At 35.2% G+C, this 20,085-nt stretch carries 14 protein-coding genes, 1 tRNA gene and 5 pseudogenes; 10 read left to right on the forward strand and 10 right to left on the reverse strand.

Annotated elements, in window-relative coordinates; genetic code table 11:
- Positions 1 to 30 precede the first annotated feature (30 nt).
- The gene (locus ACFIJP_RS06990) at positions 31 to 399 is read left to right on the forward strand and encodes a helix-turn-helix domain-containing protein (RefSeq protein WP_375626587.1); all 369 of its coding nucleotides are present in this window, start codon (positions 31 to 33) and stop codon (positions 397 to 399) included.
- Between the two features lie 70 nt (positions 400 to 469).
- Here the strand turns inward: ACFIJP_RS06990 and ACFIJP_RS06995 are convergent, their stop codons facing one another.
- Entirely contained in the window at positions 470 to 736 is a 267-nt protein-coding gene (locus ACFIJP_RS06995) for a hypothetical protein (protein ID WP_375626552.1), read from the reverse strand.
- Between the two features lie 1,037 nt (positions 737 to 1,773).
- On the opposite strand from ACFIJP_RS06995, the gene ACFIJP_RS07000 reads away from it, so the two are divergent.
- From ACFIJP_RS07000 to ilvC, 3 genes are all read left to right on the forward strand, one after another.
- Complete coding sequence (locus ACFIJP_RS07000; RefSeq protein ID WP_375626553.1) at positions 1,774 to 2,895, forward strand: ATP-dependent RecD-like DNA helicase; 1,122 nt, start codon at positions 1,774 to 1,776, stop codon at positions 2,893 to 2,895.
- A gap of 84 nt (positions 2,896 to 2,979) precedes the next feature.
- Positions 2,980 to 3,714 carry a pyridoxine 5'-phosphate synthase gene (locus ACFIJP_RS07005; RefSeq protein ID WP_375626555.1) on the forward strand — a complete coding sequence of 245 codons (735 nt, stop codon included), beginning with the start codon at positions 2,980 to 2,982 and terminating at the stop codon, positions 3,712 to 3,714.
- A gap of 1,067 nt (positions 3,715 to 4,781) precedes the next feature.
- Positions 4,782 to 5,801, forward strand: a complete 1,020-nt coding sequence (gene ilvC, locus ACFIJP_RS07010) for a ketol-acid reductoisomerase (protein ID WP_375626556.1) — start codon at positions 4,782 to 4,784, stop codon at positions 5,799 to 5,801.
- Positions 5,802 to 5,915: 114 nt separating this feature from the next.
- Here ilvC and ACFIJP_RS07015 read toward each other — a convergent pair whose 3' ends face one another.
- The 4 genes from ACFIJP_RS07015 to ACFIJP_RS07030 all read right to left on the reverse strand — a co-directional run bounded on the left by ACFIJP_RS07015 (position 5,916) and on the right by ACFIJP_RS07030 (position 11,539).
- Entirely contained in the window at positions 5,916 to 7,307 is a 1,392-nt protein-coding gene (locus ACFIJP_RS07015) for an amino acid permease (RefSeq protein ID WP_375626557.1), read from the reverse strand.
- A gap of 1,002 nt (positions 7,308 to 8,309) precedes the next feature.
- Positions 8,310 to 9,710, reverse strand: a complete 1,401-nt coding sequence (locus tag ACFIJP_RS07020; RefSeq protein WP_375626559.1) for an amino acid permease — start codon at positions 9,708 to 9,710, stop codon at positions 8,310 to 8,312.
- Between the two features lie 833 nt (positions 9,711 to 10,543).
- On the reverse strand, positions 10,544 to 10,849 hold the full coding sequence (locus ACFIJP_RS07025) for a hypothetical protein (protein ID WP_375626561.1): 306 nt from the start codon (positions 10,847 to 10,849) through the stop codon (positions 10,544 to 10,546).
- 81 nt (positions 10,850 to 10,930) lie between these two features.
- Positions 10,931 to 11,539 (reverse strand): fumarylacetoacetate hydrolase family protein, encoded by a 609-nt coding sequence (locus tag ACFIJP_RS07030; protein WP_375626562.1) that lies wholly within the window; start codon positions 11,537 to 11,539, stop codon positions 10,931 to 10,933.
- A 610-nt stretch (positions 11,540 to 12,149) separates the two neighbouring features.
- Between ACFIJP_RS07030 and ACFIJP_RS07035 the strand changes: the two are divergent.
- Positions 12,150 to 12,438: pseudogene (locus ACFIJP_RS07035) on the forward strand (hypothetical protein); the annotation flags it as partial.
- Here ACFIJP_RS07035 and ssb read toward each other — a convergent pair.
- A pseudogene (gene ssb / locus ACFIJP_RS07040) lies at positions 12,372 to 12,845 on the reverse strand (single-stranded DNA-binding protein). The pseudogenes ACFIJP_RS07035 and ssb sit on opposite strands and share 67 nt — an antisense overlap.
- Before the next feature lie 267 nt (positions 12,846 to 13,112).
- Between ssb and ACFIJP_RS07045 the strand changes: the two are divergent.
- Positions 13,113 to 13,292 carry a hypothetical protein gene (locus ACFIJP_RS07045; RefSeq protein WP_375626563.1) on the forward strand — a complete coding sequence of 60 codons (180 nt, stop codon included), beginning with the start codon at positions 13,113 to 13,115 and terminating at the stop codon, positions 13,290 to 13,292.
- 79 nt (positions 13,293 to 13,371) lie between these two features.
- Positions 13,372 to 13,784: pseudogene (locus ACFIJP_RS07050) on the forward strand (type II toxin-antitoxin system HicB family antitoxin).
- A gap of 140 nt (positions 13,785 to 13,924) precedes the next feature.
- On the opposite strand, the pseudogene ACFIJP_RS07055 reads toward ACFIJP_RS07050, so the two are convergent.
- From ACFIJP_RS07055 to ACFIJP_RS07070, 4 genes and pseudogenes are all read right to left on the reverse strand, one after another.
- A pseudogene (locus ACFIJP_RS07055) lies at positions 13,925 to 14,437 on the reverse strand (hypothetical protein).
- Between the two features lie 12 nt (positions 14,438 to 14,449).
- Positions 14,450 to 14,770: pseudogene (locus ACFIJP_RS07060) on the reverse strand (hypothetical protein); the annotation flags it as partial.
- Between the two features lie 186 nt (positions 14,771 to 14,956).
- Positions 14,957 to 15,310, reverse strand: coding sequence for a hypothetical protein (locus tag ACFIJP_RS07065; protein WP_375626565.1), 354 nt, complete (start codon positions 15,308 to 15,310; stop codon positions 14,957 to 14,959).
- 822 nt (positions 15,311 to 16,132) lie between these two features.
- Positions 16,133 to 16,218, reverse strand: a tRNA-Leu gene (locus tag ACFIJP_RS07070).
- 147 nt (positions 16,219 to 16,365) lie between these two features.
- Here ACFIJP_RS07070 and ilvA point away from each other — a divergent pair.
- The 3 genes from ilvA (at position 16,366) to ACFIJP_RS07085 (ending at position 19,883) form a co-directional block, all read left to right on the forward strand.
- Entirely contained in the window at positions 16,366 to 17,643 is a 1,278-nt protein-coding gene (gene ilvA / locus ACFIJP_RS07075) for a threonine ammonia-lyase IlvA (RefSeq protein ID WP_375626567.1), read from the forward strand.
- Positions 17,644 to 17,678: 35 nt separating this feature from the next.
- Complete coding sequence (locus tag ACFIJP_RS07080) at positions 17,679 to 18,209, forward strand: hypothetical protein (protein ID WP_375626588.1); 531 nt, start codon at positions 17,679 to 17,681, stop codon at positions 18,207 to 18,209.
- Between the two features lie 291 nt (positions 18,210 to 18,500).
- On the forward strand, positions 18,501 to 19,883 hold the full coding sequence (locus ACFIJP_RS07085; RefSeq protein ID WP_375626569.1) for a DEAD/DEAH box helicase: 1,383 nt from the start codon (positions 18,501 to 18,503) through the stop codon (positions 19,881 to 19,883).
- Positions 19,884 to 20,085: the final 202 nt, after the last annotated feature.

Consider the following 20,085-nt stretch of genomic DNA (forward strand, 5'->3'; position numbering starts at 1 on the left):
AAATATTTCTTCTCTAATAGGACTTTTTATATGGTTACATCTTTTGGTAAAATTTTACGGAAACTTCGCATTGATCATTCAGAACGCCTCTTAGATATGGCTAAGAAATTAGACATATCTGTATCATTTTTATCTTCTGTAGAAATTGGCAAAAAATCTGTTCCTGTAGGACTGGAAGAAAAGATCATAGAGCTTTATGGTTTAGATAAAGAGAAGGCTTTACTCTTAAGGAAAGCAGCTTATGCTTGTCGCAAAAGTTTTACAATCAAGACTTCTGATCCGTTGAGACGTGAAGCTGTTGGTGAGTTTGTTAGAAATTTAGAGAATTTTTCACAACAAACCGTAGCAGAATTAAAAGACTTTCTTGAGAAAGTTGGTAAAAAAAGAGGCGTCCTATAGAGATGTGTTGCAAAATCCTATTCCCTCACTTTTATCTATGTATCCCGAACCTTAAAAAAGATTATAAAGATCAATTGATTATATAGATCAAAATAAAGTTTGTTACTCCTGTTTGGCAGATTAATTTTAAATTTGGCAGTTTCAGGAGAAGATTTCTATCAACCATGGTCCGCTCTCTGATTAAGATAAGAATATCTATCTCTTTGAGCTTATCTTCTAAATCACATTCTTTAGCTAAATTATTTATAACAAGCACTTCATGCGATTTCATTAATTTTGTAATAGACTGTAATGTTAGGGTAGCTTTTTGATAGTCATCTGGAATTAATATTTTCAATTTAAATCTCCCGTTTCATTCATCAATATTTGAGCTCATTATTTCATTTCTAAAACAACCAAAAAGCAATCTCATCGCTGATATTTTGACATAACGCCAAGCCTATTAACAAATTATACCCCTTGATTTCATTGTTGTTTCTAGCAATAAGAATAGCATTAATCAGTTAGTTTTTATAAACTTTAAAACATTGCGACAAAAAGTTTGACTCAGTAGATGGAGAATTGCGCTTTTCTCATATTCTAGAGGACGGACCTGAAGTGCTACGCTGGACTGAAACCCATGTCCCAGTTTTCTTATAATAGACTACCAAGAAGGCCATACTTACGAACCAGATTTTATTGTCGAAACAGAAAACGCTACATATTTATGCAAGATAAAGCGGGCTTTATATAAGCGTGATGTCTCTCTTTATTCGTTGAGATATAACTTATTTGTAGCATGAAGAGTAAATTTATTAAAATCGTGATAAGAGGGAAATAGGAAATATATAGGTGTATCATCATAGGGTTAAGTCCTTTTGTTGAGAGCTATTTCTATTTCTACCAAAAGGTTTTTGATATATTTAATTATTATTTCGTAATAGTGGATGTACTTTATTTTTATGTGCAAGAAAGCTGAGTGATTGTGTAAAATAGTATTCATAAAATTACATTATTCTTATCCTGTTAAGGACATTTTTTCTAGCGAGGGTTTTGCAATTGCAATGCTCTTTTTCTCATTCTAAATTTTGGTTAGAAAAAGCGTATATAGGTATTATTTTAAATTTAAGACATGCATATTCCATTGTTGGTGTTACTGTTGTAAAAAATGATATTTTATTTGATAAGTATAAGGTGTTACCAAGAAGATCGATGTATAGATAAAATTTAGATTGCTACAATATCTTGAAAAAGAAATGGGTAAATAATTGATAATTGTGCTATGAAAGTTGTTAGATGGGCGTGTGTCAGCAATTCTTAATAAAAAAGTTTTTCTTGATAGTTGTTTTTTTTCAAAATAGTGCTCTTTTTATGCAAATTTTATGTTGGTAAGTCATGCAGTTTTCACCGGAACAGGATAATGCATTGAAGGCTGTTGCTGCGTGGTTGAAAGAGGGGCGCTCTCCACTTTTTCGCCTCTTTGGCTATGCGGGGACGGGTAAGACAACGCTGGCACGCTATTTTGCTGAAACAGTTGATGGTTCTGTTCAGTTTGCGGCGTTTACAGGCAAAGCGGCACAGGTTTTGCGCTCTAAAGGTGCCAGTAATGCTTGTACTATTCATTCGTTGATTTATTGTCCGCGTGGGGAAGAAGAAGTTTCCGATGAAGTTACGGGAAAGAAGTCTATTGCACCGACATTTGCATTAAATCGGAGGAGTGCAGCTGCACAAGCTAAGCTCATTATTGTCGATGAGTGCTCGATGGTAGATGAAAAATTGGCGCGTGATTTAATGAGCTTTCGGACGCCAATTCTTGTTCTTGGTGATCCAGGTCAATTGCCTCCTATATCAGGTGGAGGATTTTTTTCTAATGGAGAACCAGATTTTCTTCTTTCAGAAATTCATCGGCAAGCGCGGGATAATTCGATTATACGTCTTGCTATGGATGTGCGTGAAGGACGCGATATTGCTTATGGTGACTATGGAGAAGCGCGCGTTGTTACACGTAAAGAGGTCAATCAACAATTGGTTTTGGATGCTGATCAGGTATTGGTAGGGGTTAATCGTACGCGCTACCTTTATAATCAGCGTTTGCGTGTGTTAAAAGGATTTACAGCAGATTATCCGCAAGCAGGAGACAAGCTTGTGTGCTTGCGAAATGATCCTACTAAAGGTTTGTTGAATGGCTCTTTATGGAAGGTGATGACTTCACAGAAGGAAACAGTTAAACCAAGTATTAATCTTCTTGTGAAACCAGAAGAAAGTGAGCGTGGGGTAGCAAAGATTAAACTGTTAAAAGCAGCGTTTGAAAACCCTGATCAAGAAATTTCATGGCAATTAAAAAAGCGATATGATGATTTTGATTATGGGTATGCATTAACGGTTCATAAAGCGCAAGGTTCTCAATGGAATAACGTCGTTTTGTTTGATGAAAGTTTTGCATTTCGTGATATGTATGCGCGCTGGCTTTATACGGGAATTACGCGCGCAGCAGAACGTTTAATGATTGTTCGATAGAAAAAATATGTATATTATCTAAGTTTCAGATGGAAAATGCCTTTTTTCTATCTTGTTACACACTATAGAAAAATGGAAATGGGCATGGCGGTAAAACTTTCGGTTAATCTTAATGCTGTTGCTGTTTTGCGTAATCGACGGAATCTTCCGTGGCCAAATATCACGCATATTGGGCATATAGCGCTTGCTGCTGGAGCAGCAGGTTTGACTGTTCATCCACGCCCTGATGAAAGGCATATTCGTTTTGCGGATTTGCCAGATATATACTGTTTAATCAAGAACAATTTTCCTGCGGCTGAGTTTAATATTGAAGGTTATCCCAGTGATCAATTTTTGGATATTGCTGAAAACTACGCGGATCAGATTACCCTTGTTCCTGATGATCCAAATCAGCCAACGTCTGATCATGGTTGGAATTTTTCTCATGATGCGGAATTTTTGGCACCCGTTGTTAAGCGTTTGAAAAAAAGAAAGATTCGTGTATCACTTTTTGCTAATCCTACTATCGACGGTCTTGATATTGCTAAAGCAATAGGGGCTGATCGTGTGGAATTTTATACGGGACCTTACGGTGGTGCATTTCAGGAAAAAATAAAACAGGATCAAGAGCTCAATAAACTTGTTTTAGCAGCAAAAAAAGCCAAAGAACTGCAATTAGGTATCAATGCAGGTCACGATTTGACGATTGCTAATCTTCCTGCTCTTATCAATCGTATTCCTTGGCTTGATGAAGTTTCTATTGGCCATGGGCTCATTGCCGATGCATTAGAGTATGGAATGCGTGATACTGTTCAGCGTTTTGTTCGGTTATTATCGTAATCTTTTTCTCTCTATGAAATTGAAAGAGAAATTTTTATAAAGCTTTGCCAATTTATCTTAAAAAATAATATATGTTTAGATAACTAGCACTATTAGCGTGCATTATAAATATTCTATTGTTGCTCTGTTTATTGGTTGCTTTCTATCTTTTGTTTTTGAGTGTATGCGATGTTTTTTATTTGTACTATCTATTAGGGAGAAGAAATAGGGATTCGAAGGTATTTTCCTTGTAAAAGAGTGCGTAGGGTTTTTATGGATCAATACACAAATTTTTTTGATGTTTGAGCTCATTTTACGGGTTATCTGTAAATAGTATAATGTAAAATCATCCATGGATGATATGAAGTCTATTGCTATCATCATTTTATTGGCTAATTCAATGTTGTGGCAGTTTTTGGCATATAAGGGTTTTGATGATATTGACTTGTAGCTTTATGAAGTAAAGAGAGTGGTGTGCAATAAATCTTAGGCGATTATAGGGGGCCTAGAAAAGGGCTCGAGCACATTAAAAGTTCTTTATAAGGCGCCATAAATGAATAACATAATGGCAGTATGGGGGTGTTCTTTTTCGCGTGAGAAGCGTGGATATTAAAGAACGTAAAAATTAAAATGTTCTCTTTATTATTCTAAAAATATTGTTGTATATGCTTTTGAATATTGTATTAAAACAATACTTGTTATTTTGTAATTTTTCTTGCTATCCGTATTGATTTGGCTCATGTTAAAAATTGTATATTTTATCTTAATTTTTAGAATATAGTGTTTTGTTGCACGATAGAAGAGTAAAATATTAGCAAATATATTTTCTTTAGAAATCTTGTTTTGCGTAATTATTCTTTTTGTAGAATATTAGTTGAAGTTGATTTGGGGATCTGTATATGTTTTGGGTATGTTTGGGGACTACAGTTTTTTTATGCAATATGTAAACTTTAAAAATTATTCAATTGCTATGTTCTTATAAGCGGTGTTTTTTGTCTTTATAAGTGTGTGATGCACTGAAGATAATGTTTCTTATTTAATAAAAATAATCTGAAATCCAGTTTAAATAGAAAAAGAAGGAAGTTTTTATGCGTGTTTATTATGATCGTGATGCGGATGTTAATCTTATTAAAGGGAAAAAAGTAGCCATTGTTGGTTATGGTTCTCAAGGGCGTGCGCACGCTTTAAATTTGAAAGATTCCGGTGTAAAAAATGTGCAAATAGCTTTGCGTTCAGGGTCGGAAACAGTTAAGAAAGCTATGGCAGATGGTTTTGAAGTGGTGAGTGTTGCAGAAGCAGCAAAATGGGCAGATCTCATCATGATGGCAACACCAGATGAATTGCAAGCTGATATTTACAAAGAGCATATTCATGATCATTTACGTGATGGGGCAGTGATTGCTTTTGCGCATGGTTTGAGCATTCATTTTGGCTTGATTGAACCTAAAAAACACGTTGATATCGTGATGATTGCTCCTAAAGGTCCAGGGCATACAGTTCGTCATGAATACCAACGTGGTCGTGGTGTTCCTTGCTTAATAGCGGTGGCACAAGACGCTTCAGGGCATGCTCATGATGTAGCATTGTCTTATGCATGTGGTCTTGGTGGTGGACGTGCTGGGGTGATTGAAACAACATTTAAAGAAGAGTGCGAAACTGATCTTTTTGGTGAACAAGCGGTTCTCTGTGGAGGTCTTGTTGAACTGATTCGAGCAGGTTATGAAACATTAACACAAGCAGGTTATGCACCGGAAATGGCTTATTTCGAGTGTTTACATGAAGTTAAACTGATTGTTGATCTCATGTATGAAGGGGGCATTGCAAATATGAATTATTCGATTTCCAATACGGCTGAATGGGGCGAATATATGTCTGGTCCACGTGTGATTACTGATGAAACAAAAGCAGAAATGAAGCGTATTTTGAAGGATATTCAGACGGGTAAATTTACGTCAAATTGGATTCAAGAGTATAAAGCTGGTGCAGCTCATTTTAAAGGCATGCGGCGTTTAAATGATAATCATCCTATTGAAGAAGTTGGTAAAAAACTTCGTTCTATGATGCCTTGGATAAAATCTGACGCTTTGGTTGATAAAGAGCGTAATTGAAGCGTCTAAAGAGATATTTTGTTAATAGTTTTTATAATTTTATAGATAAATATCAAAAAAGGGTAACTTTAGTTACCCTTTTTTATATGTTTTTTGCAACATAAGCTTTATTTTTTAATTTTTTGCATAATTCTTTCTTCCAAAAAGAAAGTATACAATTCCTAAAAATATGAACCACGCTGGAGTGTATTTTAAAGCTATGGCAGTATCAGCTTCTAATGATAATAAATAAATAATGAATGCAAAGAAAACAAGAAGCGCCCAGCACATAACAACACCTCCTGGCATTTTATAAGGAGAGACAGTATGCTGGAGAGGACGATTACGACGATAGACGATATAGCTGATCAAAATGATAGACCATACAAATATAAACAAAATTGCGGCGATCGTCGTAACAATTGTAAAAGCAGCTATGAGGGTTTGAGATAACGATACAACTGCATAACCAAATAAGATGCATAAACATGAAAAGAATAATGCGTTGGCTGGAATGTGGTTACGAGAAAGTTTTCCTAAAAATTTAGGAGCACCTTTTTGTGTTGCTAGCCCATATACCATACGGCTGGTAGAAAAAATTCCACTATTTGCTGAAGATGCGGCAGCTGTGAGGACAACAAAGTTCATCAAACCAGCAGCAGTTGGAATACCAATAAGTGCATACATTGTTACAAATGGGCTTTTTTCTGGACTGATTTGATCCCACGGCGTCACAGACATAATCACAAGAAGAGAGAATATATAAAAGAATACAATGCGGATTGGTATTGAATTAACAGCCTGTGGTAAAGCTTTTTGAGGCTCTTGTACTTCAGCAGCAGCTGTTCCAGCGAGTTCAATGCCAACAAAAGCAAAAATAACAATTTGGAATCCAGCAAAAAAGCCTGTAATTCCTCGCGGAAAAATATTTCCACCATTCCATATATGGCTAAGAGAAGCAACCGTGCCGTTTGGAGAGACAAAACCGGTAAAGATCATATAAAATCCTACAACAATTAAGACTAGAATTGCTACGATTTTGATAAAACCAAACCAAAACTCAAGTTCGCCAAATAGTTTTACGGCGACGAGGTTAAGAATTAAAAAGGACATTAGACCAATTATAACAGGAATCCACGAATTGAGTTCAGGCCACCAAAAGTGTGTATAAGTGACAATAGCAATAATTTCAGCGGTTCCGGTGACAATCCAACACAACCAATATGTCCAGCCGATAAAGAATCCGGCACACGGACCTAGAAGATCGGTTGAGAAGTCAATAAAAGATCGATATTGTGTATTAGAAAGCAATAACTCTCCCATAGCACGCATGACAAAGTATAGAGCACAACCAATAATTGCATAAACGAGTAGGATTGAGGGTCCTGCGACACTGATTGTTTTTCCTGATCCCATGAAGAGACCGGTTCCAATAGCTCCACCAAGGGCTATAAGTTGTATGTGTCGGTTATGTAGTCCACGTTGCAATTTCTTCTTAGTTTTTTTTTCTAAATTTTGTTTGTTCATTTTTGGGAAGTTCCCCTCAGTTATTTTTAAATAAAAATTATCTTAAAAAAGGTAATCCCTTTTACCGAAACATGCTATGGTTAAGGAGTAAAGGAATTTTTTTCTATGACTATATGTTAATAAAGAAAAAACATTATTAATTGATGAAATAATTATTTTATACATAATAAATAAAATATAAAATATATTATATTTTTTATTTTTTTTCATATTTTATACATATGTAATATATTATATATTAAGTATAATTATAATATATTATTTATATAAATATAACAATCTATATTTATATATATTTGTTTATAATATTTTTTTATATAAATATTTTTATATCTATAATCATTTATTAATAAATGTTTATTTTTTTGGGAAAATATAAGTAAAACTTTAAATTTATTAAATATAAATTGTTATATATAAAGAAAATATTTTTTAAATTGTTGAAATAATTTTTAAAATTTGAATAAAATATTTAAAATTTCTATTTAAATATTTATATTTAAAATATATTATAAATAGAAAAATTTTTCATAGAATCTTTTTTTATTGTAGATAGCTATTAAGATATATTCTGTTTAGAGCTGTATTTTTTATGTTGACAAAAAATTGAATATAAACTTGGGGGGGCGGGGCGTTTTAGATAAAATCTCATGTTTTATTAGTAAACAATGTCATTGAAGTTTATAGAGAATTCTTTACAGAATAGCGCGTTTTTTATCTTATTATACAGTAAAATGCTGTTGTTTAGAGTAGTGATATAAAGCATATAAAATTTTACACATTAAGTATTTTTAGAATGTGTGGTGAGGATTCAGGGCTCGGCTAGCCCGTAGAGCCTTATGTAGGTGAACCATATAAGTGGTTAACAGCATCCCTCTTAACAAGCCGGATTATTTACAAACCCAGACTGCGAGGAATCCTCGTCTTTTGAGGTATGAGGAGGAGGTTAAGTAGAAAAAGGGTAACTTTAGTTACCCTTTTTTGAGATGTTTTGTATAGATTTTATTTGTTTTTTGGAGCAATTTTTTTTCTTATAAACATAAAATACATTATACCTAAGAAAATAAACCAAAAGATACTGTATTTTAAAGCTGTTAGGGTATCATGTTCTAATGTCAACAAATAGAGCATGAAAGCAAAAAAAACTAACACGATTCCGCACATAATAACACCTCCCGGCATTTTGTAGACGGATTCAGCATGTAGATGAGGGTGATTGCGACGATACACAATATAGCTAATCAAAATGACGGACCATACGAATAAAAATGCAATCGCTGAAATGCTCGTCACAATTGTAAAAGCACTTATGATGCTTGGAGATGATGATGCAATTGTATATCCTACTAAAATACATAGGCAGGAAAAGAACAGAGCATTGGCTGGAACATGGTATTTGGAAAGCTTCCCTAAAATTGGAGGAGCACCTTTTTGTGTTGCAAGCCCGTATATCATGCGGCTAGTCGAAAAAATACCACTATTTGCTGAAGAGGCAGCGGAGGTGAGAACAACAAAATTGACCAAACCAGCAGCTATTGGAATGCCTGCAAGCCAAAACATGGAGACAAAGGGACTTTTTTCTGGAACGATTTGATTCCAAGGTGTAACGGACATAATCACAGCGAGAGAAAGGATGTAAAAGAGTACAATACGCACTGGTATTGCATTAATTGCTTTAGGGAGAACTTTTTTAGGCTCTTTAACTTCAGCTGCCGTTGTTCCAGCAATCTCTATACCAACAAAAGAAAAAATGGCAATTTGAAATCCAGCAAAAAAACCTGTAATTCCTCGCGGGAAGATATTTCCATCGTTCCATACATGGTTAAGAGAGGCAACAGTACCATTTGGAGAGGTAAAGCCTGTAGCGATCATATAGAATCCAACAATAACTAATGCCAAAATTGCTACGACTTTGATAAGACCAAACCAGAATTCAAGTTCACCGAAAAATTTTACGGCAAGGAGGTTAAGGATTAAAAAGAAACCAATGCAAGCAAAAACAACAATCCATGGATTAAGTGTTGGCCACCAGAAATGCATATAGTTAATGATAGCAATAATATCTGCAGCTCCAGTTACAACCCAGCTTAACCAATAGTTCCAGCCCACAAAGAAAGCGACTCCCGGTCCTAGCATATCGGTTGAAAAATCAATAAGGGACCGGTATTGTGAATTAGAAAGCAATAATTCTCCCATAGCACGCATTACAAAGTATAGGGCACATCCAATAATAGCATAAACGAGTATGATGGAAGGTCCTGCCACACTAATTGTTTTTCCTGATCCCATGAAGAGACCTGTTCCAATAGCTCCACCGAGGGCTATAAGTTGTACGTGACGGTTATCCAGGCCACGTTGTAGTTTTATCTTAGGACCATCTTTTAAATTTTGTTTACAGTTCATTTTTTGGGGGTTCCCTTTAATTATTTTGAGGTTAAATTACACTAAAAAATGCATCATTCTGTATCGAAGCATGATATAAATGAGGTGTAAAGGAAAAAAACATTTTTTATAATTTTGTGTGGATAAAGACAAGAATATGGTTTTGAAAAAAGAGGATGTTTTCTTCTTAAATAACGTAACAGATATTTGAATAGGGAGTTTTTAATTGTTATTATTCATAATGGTGAGAGTTTTAATTTTGGCTCAAATAGCGCTCAAAGGTTCTCATCTTAGTTTAAGAAACAGTTCTTAATGATAGAAATTTAAAATGATTTTTAAAATCACTTTTTTGTTTCATAAACGAAAAGAGGAATATCATAGCTTATTTTTTCTAAAGTGATGAATAAGGATTTTGTTTAGATAGTGATAACATTTTATAAAAGGTTGCGAGAAATTCACATCGTTTACACAAAAATCCTTGAGACTATGATAAAGAAATGCAGCGCAATTCAGTTATACAAAGAAAAAAACTGAGGATTGTATAAGCTCTGTTAGAGGTTGAGCTATTCATCGTGAGAGACAGAATCAGGAAAAGATTGCTCTATTAGCTTTGCAATTTGTTATCAAAAGATAAAATTGTTCCTGTCGCTATATTAATCGCACCTTTTATCCGCCGCTTTTTAAAGCGGAGCTGGCAAATGATATAAAAATGGTCGTTAAAGTAAACCATGCAAAGATGTTGAAAGAATGTATTGTGACAAGTTCAAAGCCTTTTTTAATTCCACCGCCAGAAGACAAAAATTTCGGGAAGTCCGTTATATAAAATATTGATACTTTGGGATTTAGTATTTGTGTCAAAAAACCGTCCATATAGCTGGTGAAAAGTTTTGTTTTACCAATAGCACTCTTTTCATTCGTTGATATTTTTTTGAATTTAAGCTGTGTTTTCCAGATTTAATCGATTTAAAGCCCATGTATAATAAAGTGCTGCCACCCATGAATTTTACTAAAAAAATAGTGTTTTGTTGTTGAGAATGAGCGCTGATACACTTAGGTATGGAAAATGTCTCATGCACATATGTTGCTGTACACAATCCTAAAACGTTTACAAATGCGTTCTTTCTTCCTAATCTCGTTGTCTTAGCGATGATAAGGGCCATATTCGGCCCCAGTAAGATGACTAAAATTAAGTGAGATGACTAAAAAAAATGAAACAATGAAAAAGGTCAGTATTTGATGATTCATTTTACCTTTAGCTCTGAAATTAATTGATCTTTGAGATATAATTCTATTCTGTCAAACTGAGAAAGTTTTCCTACACCCTGTGGAGTACCTGTGTATATGAGATCACCACGTCTTAGCTGAATGTAGTGACTCAAAAATGATATTATCTTCTCAAAGCTAAAGATCATATTTTGCGTATTGCCAACTTGTCTTGTTTCGCCATTCAGCTTCATTGCAAAGGTTATTGGGTTGTTTATTTTTTCCTTGTTTATGAAGTCAGAGACGTATGCGGCGCCTTTAAATCCTTTAGATAAAAGCCAAGGCAGCTTTTTTTCTTTCAGTTTTGTTTGCAAATCCCGCGCTGTGAGATCAAGACCTATTGCTATGGCATCGTAGCATTCTTCTGCTTCTGCCTCCGTGACCATGAAAGCATCCTTTGAGATTTTGAGCACAATTTCAGTTTCAAAATGTATTTCTTTTGAAAAATCAGGGAGATAAATTTCATTGTCTAAAACGAGTGAACTGTTTGGCTTGCTAAAGATAACGGGTTCATCTTCAACAACATTGCCTAGTTCATGAACATGTTCAACATAATTGCGTCCAACACAGTAAATGTCATTTATCATAGGAGCCCTCCAAATTTTTTATTTTCTTTTTGTATAGGTAAGAGAGAACTTTGCAAACAACATTTTTTCTTATCTCGTGTTGTGCGTTTTCTGAACAAGAGGTATTGTGTGGGTTGATAATTAACCACGATGACAGTTCTTGGCATTATCTCTCTTTTGAAGAGTGCCCAATCTTACAGTCTTTAAGAGATAAGAAACACTGCTTTCATTTTGGTTGCTAATCGCGTGAAATTCCTTCAATACTTTAAAGGTGTTTTTGGTCGTCTACGCAGCGATCAGTAGGGTCTGAAAACCCTAAAGTTCGATCATAAAATGAGCCCACTCTGTGGGTGTCTCAGAATTCTGGGAGATTTTTCTATGTCCAAGTTCGATGAGCACTAAAAGCGAAAAAAGCTGATTCAAACTCAGTACTTTCAGGCTTCAGGAATATGAATGAGAGGGCGATCGCACCTGCACAAGCCCCCTTGTGTTTCTTTGCGGTATGTTCTGATACATAAGTTGGCAAGCGTCGTAAAACACAAGATGATGCTGTCGAACTCGAAGTCTCAGATCTCGCTCTACCAGCTACCAACTGATGCTCAAAAGCTTTGAGAAAAAGCAAGCCAATTAGATCAATGCCGTTGTGGCATCTATGGACGAAGAAGAGCTCTATGGAAAAGAGCTTTATTACCTATACATTCTCCAAAGCCGTTAAGAATGAACTTTTAGCTCCTTATAAGATTATTATTTGGGGTGTTGATGAAGAGGAAGTCAGCTAATCCATTCAACATCTGATAACAGATGAGAATTATAAACTTATTCTTGATGATAAAATCAAGATCATAGGCTGTCATCAAGCCTTTGCTAAAATAGATCTGAAGGTTGACTTGAGTGATGACCCAAATCTCATGCGTCGGGCTTTTGAAACGATAGCATAATTTTGAGAAGTAATGGGTGAAGGGGTAGGGGATGCCGATAAATCTTTCTTTGCATTAAGTAAATATAATTCGCCTTTAAATTGTGGTAAGATAATCTCTGTTGAGTAACGGTCATGCACATTTTTATCTTACCATTTGCGTGTCTGTAATTTGCCTTCTACGTAAATCTTTGAACCTTTGTTTAGATATTGAAGTGCAATTTTTGCCAAATATGGATTAAAAATCACAACTGAATGCCATTCTGTTTTCTCTACTTTTTGATTGGTCTTTTATCTACATAGGTCTTAGAAGTTGCCATACGAAAATTGACTACCTCGGCTCCAGAATTCATTGTTTTGCTTTTGGTATTAGCAGCTAAATAGTTTAATTAACATCACTTTATTTAGCATATTTGTAGCCCCATTAAATTAGCAATTTAATATGTAAAAATCTTAACATAATTCGTACTTTTTCAATCGTTTAAGTTTATTAATAATATTTTTTAAAGTATTACATTACAATATTATTTGACAAATCATGCATCAAAAGACCATGTTACATAAATGGTACGGCTTTCTTATTTCTGCTTTTAACTTTTCAGTAAATATCCTTTCATTAAGAGTCTGTATTAAACTTTTTTGTTCGATCTTCATTTTATGAAGAAATGGTGAGGCTAAATGAAACGAGAAGTGCTGCTTAGGGAATTACGTAAAGAAGCCAGAAAAAGAGGCATTCATTACAGTAAAGCTCCTGATGCAGGCAAAGGGTCACATTATTTGGTAACTTTTGGAGACAAGACAACCGTTATAAAATCTGATGACTTGACTCCACTTTATGTGAAAATAATAAAAAAGTAGTTGGGGGTATGAGCTGTTTTCTCAAAGGCTTAAATTTTTTGTTTCAAAAGTATTTTGATTATGACGAGGAGACATAAACATGGAATATACTTATCAGGCAAAACTGGAATCTGATTCAGATGGTGGTTTTATTGTAACCTTTCCAGGTGTACCAGAAGCAATAACAGCTGGAGAAAATAGAACTGAGGCATTAGAGAATGCTGTTGAATCTTTGGGGTTAGCATTACGGAGCTTGTCCTATGCGTGGTCTGCCTTTACCAATGCCACAACAGTATAAAGACCTTGTAGAGGTTACGGTAGATGCGTGGAATGCTCTTAAACTTGCAGTAGTAGAAGCCTTTAATGAAGCGAATATCACAAAAACAGAATTGGCAATTATTTGGGTAAAGACGCATTCTTGATCTAAATTATCCAACTAAGCTTCAAACACTAGAGAAAGCACTGAGTCTTCTTGGCAAGCAAGTCATTATTACAATCAAAGATGCAGCTTGAACTTTCTCTTCACCTAGAAAATTAGTCTCTGAAGCTAAGCAGCCCCCGATAGTTTTTTATCTCCTTGTTGATTTTATCTATGAACGTTGAGAAGAGACAACGCCATTTAATCTGAACAGTTTTATAAAATCGGAATTTTACTATGGCTTTTTAATGGAGCACTGTAGTGTGTAAATAGATATATTTATTAAACTGCGTGTACGTAACATAAGAAATAATACACAGACTAAAAGAGAATACCAAACAGCAATATCTGAGTATTAAAAAAGTACAGTATCCAATGAAAATAAAACTTGTACTCCACGTACTTAGAAATGACAGGTAAAGAAACCATTTCTTTATAACTACTTGGGAAAATTAAAACGACAAGCGCTAAACTTATTAGCTTTAAGAGTCTGTGCATGTACTGTTGTAAATCACGTGTTAATGTCTTCCAACCTGTTGTATTGCCGCATTTGTATTTTGGGTTGCTCTGTAATTCAGAAGGAATATTAGAATTGCATAAAATTGCAAAAACCGTTGTGACTATTACCAAAGAAACAAACGCAAATGTCAAAATATTCTGAATAAAGTCAATTTTTATTCCTGAAAAACATAAAAAATATAAAAGTTATAACGCCAAACAAGGCTCTTAGCTGCTTATCTGTAAACATATTAATTTCCTGCGGTTTTCGATAATTTTTGATCTCTCTGTTGATCTCATCTATAAGAGGTTTGTAATTGAGAACGCTTTTCGGAATAGACCACCATAAGCTCATGCTTTTACTTGCGCTTTGGTACTAAATCCGCATTACTTAGGTGCTTTGTAATACTGATCAGTATCAAATTTTTCACACTCTCTTGTACCGTCTTCATATTCGTAGAGGTTGTAAAAATACTCCTCTGCTCCGTTCCCTCCATGGTGCATATCCCACCGCCGTTGCAACAAACCTCTTTCGCATGGGCTGTTTACGGTTTTTTAAGAACAGATGTTTTAAAATGGATATGCTTTAATTCTAATTTTACAAATTTGTCTATTTGCCTCAAATTTGACCGTACAGAGCGTTTTATATTATAAATTTTTTATCATAAAATCTTGAATCGCTTTGTACGGTGCTTTTATGTCGATTTAAACGCACATCTAATCACAAAACGATCAGCATTTTTACTAGTTTGCTAACCTGCAATGTTTTTCATTGTTCCTCCAAGATCATTAAAATCCCTTCAAGCTTTTGCTTTTCAACCAACGTGAGTGGTCTTGAATTCTCTCTCATTGCCTTTTCTTTCAGATTTTTTTCACGGGTGTTCAAAACAGCCTTGCGTACAAGATTGGCTTTCGCCCAAAGATTGTTTTCTAAGTGATCTTGTAGCGCATGTCCTTTTGCACATGCCGCGTTAATCATTTCTCCTTTTGAGGCATTGCTTTCAAAACGATAGGATTCAAAATTGACAGTGCCACTCGTTATATTGCTGTCTACACGAGAAATTGTCCAGCCTGTCTTGGTATCTAGATCAAGGCAGAGAATGGTTTGTGTATTGATGATCATGTTCCCCCCATTAAGGCTGTTGCGTATTTATATGTGAGCTATGACAGAGCGTGTTGTGATTGCCTGTCTTGAAAAATGTTTGTGAGAAAATACTTAAAACTACTTTTTGGCCAAATTTTTAACTGCCATTCAAGGAAAAATAAGCTTGGAAGCAGTTAATCTTCGAATTGATTCTTCTTGTTTTTGATTTATATCTTTTTGTGCATGTACTATTTCAGCTTCTTTATCTATTATTTTGTCTTTTTCATCTATCTCTTTTCTGAGCCTTTGCGTTGTTTTCAGGAGTCATGAAGAGTATAAGCCAACCCCACATTAGCAATAAAATAAATAACAACTGCTATTACTAAACTCAGATCTATCTCCATTCTATACCTCACTTACTTTTCTTCGTATTATCTTACTCCTGTTAAGAGCGTGAATGATGCTGCTGGTGTTTGAGAAATCTTAGGATTATTGATGAGGCGTTTGTTAGATGCAAATGACCTTGAAGAAGAGTTTAAGCATTACAAATCAGTTACAACAGAAGCTAAGCGAATTTTATCGAGCCCTGTTGTGAAAGCTGCTTAACGTTAAAAACATGACTCATTTCCTCATCCTTAAGGATGAGAAAATCAAGATTGACTGCCTCTCCACCCTAAAAGATGAGGAGGAGTTCAAAGTGCTAAAAAGGTACTTCAAAAAGCAGCAATGATTCGTATTTTAGCATCATCGTGGTGCCGTCTGATAGCGTTATAATGGCGTTGCGAAAGGTGGTTGAGAGGGTGGTTTGATTTTTATTGATTTTTAATAAATCATTGGGAAATAAGGGAAATTAAAGTATTCTGGTGCGGACGGCGGGACTTGAACCCGCAAGGTCTTCGACCGGCAGATTTTAAGTCTGCTATGTTTACCGTTTTCATCACGTCCGCGATGAGAGTTCTCTCATAAGCTATATCTTTTATTGAATCAAGAATTAATGACAAAAGAAACATTTTTCATTTTTTTAGTGAAATTTTGACTGACAATAGTTTTCTTTATCGCTAGAAAAAGCTTTTATAATGTAAATAAAGCATGAAATGATTAGTGTTATGAGTCAATTTATTCAAGACGTCACAAAAGCTATGGTGGGATTGCATCACGTGTTTGCTGAAACACCACTTCAAAGAAATGATTTTCTTAGTCAAAAGTATGATGCAGAAATTTATTTAAAGCGTGAAGATTTAACACCGGTGCGGTCTTATAAGATTCGGGGTGCTTTCAATTTTGTTTCAGAAATGCTTAGCAGTCTACCACCAGATTCTGCATTTGTTTGTGCTTCAGCGGGGAATCACGCGCAAGGGGTTTCTTTTGTTTGTCGTTATTTTAAACGTAAAGGCATGATTTTTATGCCTATAACAACGCCACAACAAAAAATTGAGAAAACACGTATTTTTGGTAAAGAATTCATTGATATTCGTTTAATTGGTGAAACATTTGATCAATGTTATGAAGCTGCGCAATCCTTTGTTGTGGAGAGCGGTGGTGTAATGGCTCCACCTTTTGATGATATTCGCATTATTACGGGGCAGGCAACAGTGCTCTGTGAAGCTGCTTTACAATGGAAAAAACTCAATGGAGAAAGTGAGCCAGATTTAATGATTGTGCCGGTAGGGGGTGGTGGTTTGGCAAGTGGAGTGAGCAAGTTTTTACATGAATATGGTTGGAAAACAAAGCTTCGTTTTGTTGAGCCGCAAAGAGCTGCAAGTTTGCTTGCTTGTTTGGAGAGTGGAAAACGCGTCAAGCTTGAAAATATTGACACTTTTGTAGATGGTGCTGCTGTGGCTGAAATTGGTGCGCTAAACTATACAATTCTAAAGAAATTTTCCCCTGATTCTGTCATTACGGTTCCTGAAAATCGTGTTTGTTCTACGATGGTTGAAATGCTTAATGTTGAAGGTGTGGTCCTTGAACCGGCTGGTGCTTTATCGATTGACGCGCTTAACAGTATTCCTCCTCAAGAGTTAAAGGGGAAAAAAATTCTTCTCGTTATTTCAGGAGGTAATTTTGATTTTGAGCGTTTACCAGAAATTAAAGAGCGTTCTTTACGTTTCCAAGGGTTGAGAAAATATTTTATTTTTAGTTTTCCGCAACATCCTGGTGCATTGCGTCATTTTCTTTCCACATTATCACCAGATGATGATATCGTACGTTTTGAATATCTTAAAAAATCAGCGAGAAACTTTGGTTCTGTATTGGTTGCGATTGAAACAAAAAAATACGGTAATTTTTGTCTTTTAGAGGAAAAATTTCAAGCGTTAGGTTGGCGTTATCGTGATATTACTGATGATCAAACATTATTTGATTTCGTTATTTGAGAAACTGAAATTTTACTAAAACAAGAAGCATAATGATGAAACCTATTTTTTATTTGCTGCTGAGTCTGTTTTTCTTTTTGATTGTTAATCAACAGAGTTTAGCATCTCAGCCCACAATAATACAAAAAGCTGAACTTTCAAAAGTTGTTGTTGATGTCAATAATGCTATAAAAAACAGGGATTTTGCGCCTATTTCTCATTATATGCCTGAGCGACTTTATAAAGAGATGGCACATCGATTGAATACAACAGAGAGTGCTTTACGTAGTGATTTTCTTCAACAGTTGCATAGGAAATTTGAGGATTTGCCTTCTGGTGCTTATTATTTAGATAAAGAAAATATAGAGTATTTACAAACTGATAACGGGACTTTGTATGCTTTAATTCCAACAGTTCTTGAGATGAAGGATCGCATCATTCGATATAAAACTTTGGCGATTTTTGATAAAACCCAATGGTATTTAATTTATGGCGGTCAAAAAACTTTACAAAATCCAGTTTTTCTCGAGATTTATCCTGATTTTATCAAGGTACATTTACCGATGGACACAATCATTAAAAAGTAAACGATCTAAATATTGTTTTTTATTCATGATAAATGTATTTCGTAAAGTTCTTGCTTTTTTATCATAATCCAGGGATAATGGGGGTGAAGGCATTTAGGCTGGTTTGTTGGCTTTTTCTAAAGTGAAGTTTATACGCCTTTATCTTGATTTCAAGGTGCTCATGAGCTGCGCAGGCCGCTTTTAAAGCGTTGCTTCATTTAAAATGTCAGGGATTTCTCTTGCGCGGATTCTTGAGTGGAGAGTTCAGTTGGTTACTTGTTTTGAGTTCTTCAGCTGAGGAAAGATTGTATTTTGCCTATAAAAGAAGAAAATGTTTTTACAAAGTTAGGTTTGCCTACTCTTTTGATTAAAAATTTACTCATTGCTGGGATGAGTAAACCTAAACCTATACAAGAACAAGCTATTCCAGTAATGTTGAAAGGACACGATATTTTAGGTGTTGCTCAGACAGGTTCTGGAAAAACCTTGGCTTTTGGTTTACCTATTTTAAGTCAGATTTTGGCTTTGGGTGATAAACGCTGTCCTAAAACTGCACGCGCTTTGATTTTAGCTCCAACGCGTGAACTTGCTGTCCAGATTGATGAAACGATTCGCACTGTGGCGAAGGGAGCTCATCTTTCAACATGTCTTATTTTTGGGGGCGTATCACGTTTAAAACAAATTAAACGTATGGAAGCAGGTGTGGATGTTTTGATAGCGACTCCAGGGCGTTTGAGAGATCTTGTTGGTGAAAAGTGTGTTGATCTTTCCCAATCTCGTTTTTTGATTTTGGATGAAGCAGATCGTATGTTGGACATGGGGTTTATTCATGATGTCAAGCAAATTGCAAAGCTTTTGCATCAAGAGCGTCAGACAGCACTCTTTTCTGCAACAATGCCGAGGGAAATTGCTGTGCTTGCAAAATGTTTACTCAATGATCCTGTTAAAATTGAAGTTGTTCCTCAAGGTACTACGGCTGTAGAGATTTGCCAAAAATTATATTGTGTTCCTACGAATGAAAAAAAGAATGTTTTAAGTAAACTTTTGACAAATCCAGCTTTTAATTCGGTTATTGTTTTTACCCGAACTAAACATGGGGCTGATTCTGTTACACGTAGTTTGGCAAAGATAGGGTATTCAGTCGCAACAATTCATGGGAATAAATCACAAGGTGCTCGCCAGTCTGCTTTAAAAGCTTTTCGTGAAAGATCTGTGCGGATCCTTGTGGCAACAGATATTGCTGCACGCGGTATTGATATACCAGGGATAAGCCACGTTATTAATTATGACTTACCAGATGAAGCTGAAAGTTATGTACATCGTATTGGTCGTACAGGACGTAATGGTGCATCTGGCGAAGCACTTACACTTTTTGATGAGAAGATAGAAAGGGAACGGTTGCGTGCTATAGAGCGCTTGATTCGTATGAAATTGGCGGTTGAGTCAGTTCCAGAACAATTTGCAGTGTTTCCAGAAAAGCCAATTTTGCCAGAAAGTAGAGAAAAAGAAAACGATAAGGAACGCCGTTTTAAAAAATCTAAACGTCAAAAACAGTTTTTAGGTCGAAAAGATGATGCCGCACAGTTGCAGCGAAAGAATTCTTCATCTCCAAATGAGAGGCATAAAAAAGCAAAAGCGGTGGCAAAGCGTGCAAAGCCTTTTCGTTTTCGAAAATCAGTTAAGAAGGCTGCCTAGATAAAGTCTTGAAAAAAGATTATGTACTGGAGATTTTTTACTTTTGTTGATTTATTCTCAATTGAAAAGAGGTATAAAATACTCTTGCCAAAATAAGAAGGTCTTTTAGAGGTTTTCATTTCTAAAAAATGAAAACCTCTAAGTGTTTGGATTATTTAAAAATCTTTTAAAAAGAAATTATTATTGTAGAGGCGATTATTTA

This window comes from Bartonella sp. MU37NMGALS, assembly GCF_042194015.1.
Classification (GTDB): Bacteria; Pseudomonadota; Alphaproteobacteria; order Rhizobiales; family Rhizobiaceae; genus Bartonella; species Bartonella grahamii.